Raw genomic sequence first — 6,558 nt, forward strand, 5'->3', positions numbered from 1 at the left:
GAGGGCTGCGTCTTCCTTTGTGACGGGTTTGGAGGTCGAGAGAGTCTCAGCCGCCCGTCGCGGAGATAGTCCACATGGTTACGCCCAATCAGAAGATCACCCTCAACGCCTCGCGTGATATCCCCTTCAACAAGCTGATGCTGAGCCAATCCAATGTCCGGCGCATCAAGCGCGGGGAAACGATCGAGGACCTAGCCGCCTCGATCGGGCGGCGGGGTCTGCTCCAGAGCCTCAACGTCCGGCCAGTGTTGGATGGCGAGGGCAACGAGACCGGCATGTTTGAGGTGCCGGCTGGCGGGCGCCGCTATCGCGCGCTGGAACTGCTGGTCAAGCAGAAGCGCATGATCAAGACCGAGCCAGTTCCCTGCGTCGTCACCAACGCCGACAGTGAGGTCCCGATCGAGGAGGATTCACTTGCCGAGAATTTTCAGCGCGAAGATTTACATCCGTTGGACATGTTTCGCGCCTTCCAGACCCTGCACGACCAGGGCGCCAGCCACGAGGAGATTGCGGCACGCCTTTTCGTGTCCGCTACCTTTGTCCAGCAGCGCCTGCGACTCGCAAAGGTTTCGCCCAAGCTGCACGAGGTCTACGAGCAGGAGGGCATGCAGCTCGAGCAGCTCATGGCCTTTACCGTGACCGACGACCACGCCCGCCAGGAGCAGGTCTGGGAGGCGCTCGAAAACTCCTGGTCGAAGGAGCCGCAGCAGATCCGGCGCCTTTTGACGGAAACCACGGTGCGCGCGACCGATCGCCGTGCGCTGTTCGTCGGTGTCGAGGCGTATGTCGCCGCTGCCGGCGTCGTGCTGCGCGACCTGTTCGAGTCCGACAATGGCGGCTGGCTCCAGGACCCCGCTCTGCTCGACCGCCTGGTCCGCGACAAGCTGAAGTCGATCGCCGACGAGATCGCGGCGGAGGGCTGGAAGTGGATCGTGGTCGATGTCGATCTGCCTTATGGTCATAATCACGGTCTGCGGGCACTGGCCGGCACCCCCGTCGATCTGACCGACGCGGAGCGGGCGGAACGCGAAGCCCTGCGCGCGGAGTACGATCGGCTGGAAGCCGAGTATGGCGAATCCGACGAACTCCCCGACGAGGTCGATCGGCGCCTCGGCCAGATCGAGACTGCGCTTGAGGCCTTCGAGAGCCGCCCGATGAACTACGATCGGGCCGAGATCGGCCGCGCCGGTGCCTTCATCAGCATCGACCGTGACGGTGACCTGGTCGTCGATCGCGGATATGTGCGCCCCGAGGACGAAGCGATGCAGGCGGTCGACGACGCCGCCGCCGAGCCCGACGGTGCGACCGAGAACGAGGAGAGCAGGGACGATCCTTCGGTTCGCCGCGCTACCATCACCATCGGCGCGCAAACGTCCGAGCCCGATGAGGATGAAGGCGACGCCATCAAACCGCTGCCCGAACGCCTGGTGATCGAGCTCACCGCGCATCGCACGTTGGCGCTGCGCAATGCCGTGGCCGAGAACCAGCATGTGGCGATCACGGCGCTGTTGCATCGGCTCGTCCTCGACACCTTCGGTCATCGCTCCGCGACCGGCTGCCTCGAGGCGTTCGTCCGACATGTCCACTTGCCGACGCAAGACGCCGAGCTGAAAGACAGCCCCGCGGCCAAGGCGATCGACGAACGCCATGAGGCGTGGAAGGGCGACATCCCGCTGGGTGACGACGAGACCCTATGGGCTTGGCTCGACGGGCTCGATGAAGCCAGCCGGCAGGCGCTGTTGGCGCATTGCGTCAGCTATGGGATCAACGCCCTGTTCGAACGACCCAATCCCTACGGCAGCGGTGTTTCCCAGCATGGGCTCGATCAGCGCCTGCGTGAAGCCGATCGGTTGTCCCGTGCCACCGGGCTTGACATGGTGGATGCGGGCTGGCGGCCGGCGGTGGATAACTATCTCGGCCGCGTCACCAAGTCCCGCATTCTCGAAGCCGTGCGCGAAGGCGCCGGCGAGCAGGCCGCCCAGCTTATCGACCATCTCAAGAAGGCCGACATGGCCAAGGAGGCCGAGCGCCTCTTGGCCGATAGTGGCTGGCTGCCCGAACCGCTCCGCCTCAGCGGCGATGACGCGCCGGCCGCGCAGCCGGATGAGGGCGAGGAAGCAGACCTTCCCGAATTCCTCGCCAGCGATGACGAAGACGACTCGGCGGCAGCCGATGAGGTCATCGCTCACGCGGTCGCTGCCGAATAGCACCCATCGATTGGGCGCCTCCGGCCTAGCCGTTTCCCTTCACCTCACCCTCGTGGCCCGACGCCCTGTCGGGCCTTTTCTTTTCAGGAGACATCCATGTCCGCCCACACCGTCTATGACAACGCCCCGCTCGGCTCGCTGATCCGCTACTCGGGCGGCACCCCCAAACCGCCCGCGGGCTTTGCAGCCGGCGCTATCTTCGCCGCCGCCGGCCTGCTGCTTCCCCGTCTCGAACGCGGCGAGTGCATCGACGCGCCAAACCTGCGCTCGGCGATGGAAGCCGCATTCGGGGCCTCCGACGCTGCCGGCGCCTGGGACTGGAAGCAGGCCTACGATGCCTGCGAGGCCGCGACGGTCCTTTTCCTGCGCAAGTACGGCAAGGCGTTGTTCCGCCAGGCGGCGTCGCCGGCTCTCCGGCTTTCCGCATTGTCGAAGATCGCCGGTCTCATGCCGACGCATACCCGCCGATCCGAAGAGGCGCAGACCTTCCAGCAGTTCTCGACGCCGATTCCGCTCGGCCTGGTCGCGGCAACGGCCGCCGCCATCACGCCCGCCGACCGTGTACTGGAGCCTTCCGCCGGCACCGGGCTGCTCGCCATCCTGGCCGAGACAGCCGGCGCGTCGCTCGTCCTCAACGAGCTTGCCGAGACGCGCGCGACACTTCTCTCCTGCCTCTTTCCGGCCGTCTCCGCCAGCCGCTTCGACGCCGCCCAGATCGACGACCATCTCGATCCCGGCGCAGTGCCGAGCGTGGTGCTGATGAACCCGCCTTTTTCGGTCATGGCCAATGTCGAGGGCCGCATGGCCGACGCGGCCTGGCGGCATGTCGCCTCGGCCCTGGCGCGTCTTGCGCCCGGCGGGCGGCTGGTGACGATCACCGGTGCGAACTTCGCGCCCGACCATCCGGCCTGGACCGCCGCCTTCACTCACCTGCAGGAACGTGGCCGCGTCGTCTTCTCCGCCGCCATCGATGGCTCGGCCTACGCCAAGCATGGCACGACCTTTCCGACACGCCTCACCGTCATCGACAAGCTCCCAGCGGACGATCCCACCGTCTTCGCGGATGCTCCCGGCATCGCTCCGGATGCGGTAACGCTCCTCGCGTGGATTGAGGAGCGCCTTCCCGCGCGGCCGCCGGTCGTGATGGCCGCCGTTTCCAGCGCGGCATCGGCGGTCGCCGCACCCCGCACCGTGCACGGCTCTCTCACACGCGCGGCGAGAACCACGCCACGCATGTCGATCGCCGAACCGGAAGCCATCGACCTCGCCTATGAGGCTGTCGACTGGCAGGCAGCCGAGGACGGCCAGATCAGCGACGCCATCTATGAGGCCTACGGGCTTCAGGCGATCCGCATCCCCGGCTCTCGGGCTCACCCCACCCAGCTCGTTCAATCGGCGGCCATGGCCTCGGTGGCGCCACCCAAGCCCAGCTACCGGCCGCGCCTGCCGAAGAACGTCCTTGACCTGCTCTCGGACGCGCAACTCGAGACCGTCATCTATGCCGGCGAGGCTCACGCCGAGTATCTCGCCGGCGCCTGGACGCTCGACGATACCTTTGACGTGGTTAGCGCCGCGGCCGATGCCACCGCAGAGGCCGTGCGCTTCCGGCAAGGCTTCATGATCGGCGACGGTACGGGTGTAGGCAAGGGCCGCGAGTCCGCCGCCGTCATTCTCGACAACTGGATGCAGGGCCGGCGCAAGGCGGTCTGGATCTCCAAGTCCGACAAGCTCATCGAGGATGCGCAACGCGACTGGTCCGCACTAGGCATGGAGCGCCTTTTGATCACACCGCTCTCCCGCTTCCCGCAGGGCAAGCCGGTCACGCACGCGGAAGGCATCCTATTCACCACCTATGCCACGCTGCGCTCCGACGATCGCGGCGAGAAGGTTTCGCGGGTCAAACAAATCGTTGAATGGTTGGGCCCGGATTTCGATGGGGTCATCATCTTCGACGAAGCTCACGCCATGCAGAACGCCGCCGGCGGCAAGGGCGAACGCGGCGACGCCGGCCCCTCGCAGCAGGGCCGTGCCGGCCTGAGGCTGCAGCACGCCCTGCCGAATGCCCGCATCGTCTATGTCTCGGCCACCGGAGCCACTACCGTTCACAATCTCGCCTATGCCCAGCGGCTCGGCCTCTGGGGCGGCGAGCATTTTCCATTCTCGACCCGCGCCGAGTTCGTCGAGGCGATCGAGGCCGGCGGCGTCGCGGCGATGGAAGTGCTGGCACGAGACCTCAGGGCACTCGGCCTCTATACGGCCCGCTCGCTCTCTTTCAACGGCGTCGAATACGAGCTGCTCGAGCATGAGCTGACGCCCGAACAGGTCCGCATCTATGACGCGTACGCTGGGGCCTTCGGCGTCATCCATAACAATCTTGATGCGGCGATGCAGGCGGCCAATATCACCGGCAGCACCGGCACGCTGAATGCCCAGGCCAAGTCGGCCGCGCGCAGCGCCTTTGAAAGCGCCAAGCAGCGCTTCTTCGGTCATTTGTTGACCAGCATGAAGACGCCGACCCTGATCCGCTCTATCACCCGCGATCTGGAGGAGGGCCATGCGGCCGTTGTCCAGATCGTCTCGACGGGCGAGGCGCTCATGGAACGGCGGCTGGCCGAGCTGCCGACTGAGGAATGGAACGACGTCCGAGTCGACATCACGCCGCGCGAATACGTCCTCGACTATCTTGCCCATTCCTTCCCGGTGCAGCTCTATGAGCCCTTCACCGACTCCGATGGCAATCTGTCGTCGCGCCCGGTCTACCGCGATGGCCAGCCCGTCGAGAGCCGCGAGGCGGTCGCCCGGCGCGACGAGCTGATCGCCAAACTCGCCAGCTTGACGCCTGTCCCCGGCGCACTCGACCAGATCGTCCAGCATTTCGGGGTGGGTATCGTGGCCGAGGTCACCGGTCGCTCGCGCCGCATTGTCCGCAAGGGTGAGCGCCTTGTCGTTGAAAGCCGTGCCGGGTCAGCCAACCTCGCCGAGACGCAGGCCTTCATGGATGACCAGAAGCGCGTTCTGGTTTTTTCGGACGCGGGCGGAACGGGGAGGAGCTACCACGCCGAACTCTCGGCCCGGAACACGCGGCTGCGTGTGCATTATCTGCTCGAAGCCGGCTGGAAGGCCGACACCGCCATTCAGGGCCTGGGCCGCACGCATCGCACTAATCAGGCGCAGCCGCCGCTCTTCCGGCCGATCTCGACCAATGTGAAGGCGGAAAAGCGCTTCCTCTCGACGATCGCCCGCCGTCTCGACACGTTGGGCGCGATCACCCGTGGCCAGCGCCAGACCGGTGGCCAGGGCCTTTTCCGGCCAGAGGACAATCTGGAAAGCCACTATGCCCGCGATGCGCTACGGCAACTCTATCTGCTGATCGTACGCGGCAAGGTCGAGGGCTGCTCGCTCGAGCGTTTCGAGGCGGCGACGGGTCTCAATCTGACGGATGCCAATGGCATCAAGGACGAGTTGCCGCCGATCACCACCTTCCTCAATCGCCTGCTCGCACTGACCATTGCGCTGCAGGGCGTGCTGTTCGGTGCCTTCGAGCAACTGCTGGCGGCGCGCATCGAGGGCGCGATCGCGTCAGGCACCTACGACGCCGGACTGGAGACGCTGCAGGCCGAAAACTTCGTCGTCACCGGTCGGCAGGTGATCTACACCCATCCACGCACCGGCGCTGAAAGCCGCCTGCTCACGATCACCGAACGCAAGCGAAATCGGCCCGTCACGCTCACTGCGGCGCTCGATCAACTCCGCGATCCGCGTGCCTTACTGCTCATCAACGAGCAATCGGGCCGCGCCGCCGTGCAGATACCGACCCCGAGCGTCATGCTCGACGATGGCGAGGTCGAGCGACGTGTTCGCCTGATCCGGCCGATGGAAGGCCAGAACATGCCGCTCAAGGCCATGGGCGAAACACACTGGGTCGAGGCCGACCGCGAGGCGTTCATAACTGCATGGACGGCCGAAATCGCCGGTGTGCCGGAGTTTTCGGACTCGGTCTTGCACATGGTCACCGGCCTGCTGCTGCCGATCTGGAAGCGCCTGCCCAACGAGTCGACCCGCGTTTATCGACTTCGGACCGACGAGGGCGAGCGCCTCATCGGCCGCCGCGTCTCGCCGGCATGGGTCGCCAACGCGTCTGCGACGAATGTGGTTGCGCTGTCGCCGGAGCAGGCGTTTGCGGCTCTGATGGACGGCCGGACCATCCTCGATCTTGCCGAGGATCTCCAGCTTCGCCGCAGCCGCGTCATGGGCGCATGGCGCATCGAATTGTCCGGCTTCACCGACACGATGCGCGAGCGCCTCACCGCCTACGGTCTCTTCCACGAGATCATTTCGTGGAAGCTCAGGA

General features: G+C 66.0%; 2 protein-coding genes. Both read left to right on the forward strand.

Annotated elements, in window-relative coordinates; translation table 11 throughout:
* The first annotated feature begins 74 nt into the window (after positions 1–74).
* Positions 75–2,207: a ParB/RepB/Spo0J family partition protein gene (locus NR193_RS32245; protein ID WP_256754697.1), complete on the forward strand. Its 2,133-nt coding sequence runs from the start codon at positions 75–77 to the stop codon at positions 2,205–2,207.
* A gap of 96 nt (positions 2,208–2,303) precedes the next feature.
* Positions 2,304–6,558: strawberry notch family protein (locus tag NR193_RS32250; protein WP_256754698.1), on the forward strand; the 4,255-nt coding region annotated here is incomplete at its 3' end.

The sequence above is a fragment of the Mesorhizobium sp. Mes31 genome (assembly GCF_024519675.1).
In the GTDB taxonomy this organism is placed as follows: domain Bacteria; phylum Pseudomonadota; class Alphaproteobacteria; order Rhizobiales; family Rhizobiaceae; genus Mesorhizobium.

Coding starts and splice junctions, on each gene's coding strand:
- NR193_RS32245 (WP_256754697.1), top strand. CDS start 75: ATGGTTACGCCCAATCAGAAGATCACCCTCAACGCCTCGCGTGATATC.